General features: G+C 67.4%; 2 protein-coding genes. Both read right to left on the bottom strand.

The window, feature by feature from the left end:
- On the bottom strand, positions 1 to 479 hold a 479-nt coding region (locus tag V7Q81_RS16005; RefSeq protein WP_333845327.1), incomplete at its 3' end, for a peptidase U32 family protein.
- Positions 480 to 483: 4 nt separating this feature from the next.
- Positions 484 to 1662: radical SAM protein (locus tag V7Q81_RS16000; RefSeq protein ID WP_333845325.1), on the bottom strand; the 1179-nt coding region annotated here is incomplete at its 5' end.

Raw genomic sequence — 1662 nt, 5'->3', positions numbered from 1 at the left:
ATCTCCACCGGGGTGCGAGCCACGACCTGCTCCACCTGGGCAAGGGACAGGACCCGGGGCAGTACCGCGCGGCGGATGCCGAAGCGCTCTCGGTACAGGTTGATCGCCTCGTAGCTGGTGGCCGAGCCCTGCACCGAAAGGTGCAGCGTCATCTGCGGATAGGTGGAGGCCGCGTAGCGCAGCAGTCCCAGGTCGGCGAGGATCACTGCGTCGGCGCCCACCTCGACGGCCCGATCCACCGCAGCGGTCCAGCGGGACCAGTTCCAGGTCTGGGGATAGGTGTTGATTGCCACCAGTACCCGCGCTCCACGGGCGTGGGCGTAGGCGATGCCTTCCCGGGCCGCCGCCGCATCGAAGTTGAGGCCGGCGAAGTTGCGCGCGTTGGTCTCGTCGCGAAAACCGATGTAGACCCAATCGGCGCCATTGTCCACCGCCGCTTTGAGAGCGGGCAGTGCACCAGCAGGGCAGACCAGCTCCATGGCCCTATCGGCAGTGGGGCTCCAGCGCCAGGTGGAACACCGACGAATCGATTTCGATGCGACCCCGCACCGCCTCGCCCACCACCACCCGTACCCGGTCACCATAGCGGGCCAGGCCGCGCAGGAACCGGTCAAGCCATGACCGCTCCTCTGCCTGGAGGTGGTTCACATATAGCGTGAGGGTGGAGGGGGTGCGTCCTAAGATACCCCGGGCGTGGCGGGCCGCGCGCCGGTAGAAGCGGCGGTCGAGCCAGCCTTCCAGCCGCAAGCAAAGCCCCGAGCGGTCAAGCTCCAGCCCGGCGCGGCCCTGGGCCAGATAGTGCCCCAGGGCGCGGCGCATGGCGGCGAAACGGGCCGCGAGGCCTTCGGGCGCCGCCTGCTCGCCGAAGCGCCGCTCGATGAACGCCCGCATGGAGAGTGCGCAGATCCAATCCACCACGGCCAGCGGCAGCTTCCTGGGCGCGAGCCACGGCAGGCTTCTCAGAAACCACGCCGTGCGCGTCAAGCCCCCTGGTAGGATGCCGCGGAAGACAAGGCGAGCCACGATCCCGATCTGTTGCAGGGGACCGTACTCGCCGCCGTAGACGGGGGCCGCCATGTAGGCCAGCTTGTTGGCGATACGGCGGGCGATCGCCTGGTCGGCCAGCAGACGGCGGTAAAGGGCCTGATAGCCCTGAATCATGGCGTCGTAGCTCATGCCCTTCGGCACCACATTGGTGGCGGGGCGGGTGTTGTCTACTTCGTTCATCCCCTCCCGCAGCCGCCCTTCGGCCGCAAGCCGGGCGTAGAGGGGTGTCTTGGGCAAGGCGGTGAGGAGGCCTATCATGGCCGCCTGGATGCCCGCCTCGGTGATGAAGCGGTATTGCAGCTCAAAAGTATCCTCGGTGTCGGCGTCGAAACCCACGATGAACCCCCCTAGCACGTCGATGCCATGAGCGTAGATGCGCCGGATCGAGGTGAGGATGTCTTCATGGGTGTTTTGCGTTTTGCGGATCTCCTTGAGCGCCGCCGGGTCGGGGGACTCGATGCCGACGAACACCCAGGTGAACCCCGCTTCCCGCAGGAGCCGCAGCAGCTCTGGATCCTGGGCCACGTTGAGGGAGACCTGGGCGCCCAAGCGGAAACGGTGGCGATGGCGGGCCTGGTAGTCGATTAGGTGCCGGAGCAGCTCCCGGGCAAGGGC

It is taken from the genome of Pelomicrobium sp., from assembly GCF_036803785.1.
Classification (GTDB): Bacteria; Pseudomonadota; Gammaproteobacteria; order Burkholderiales; family UBA6910; genus Pelomicrobium.
This window is presented reverse-complemented; position numbering and strand designations above follow the sequence as displayed.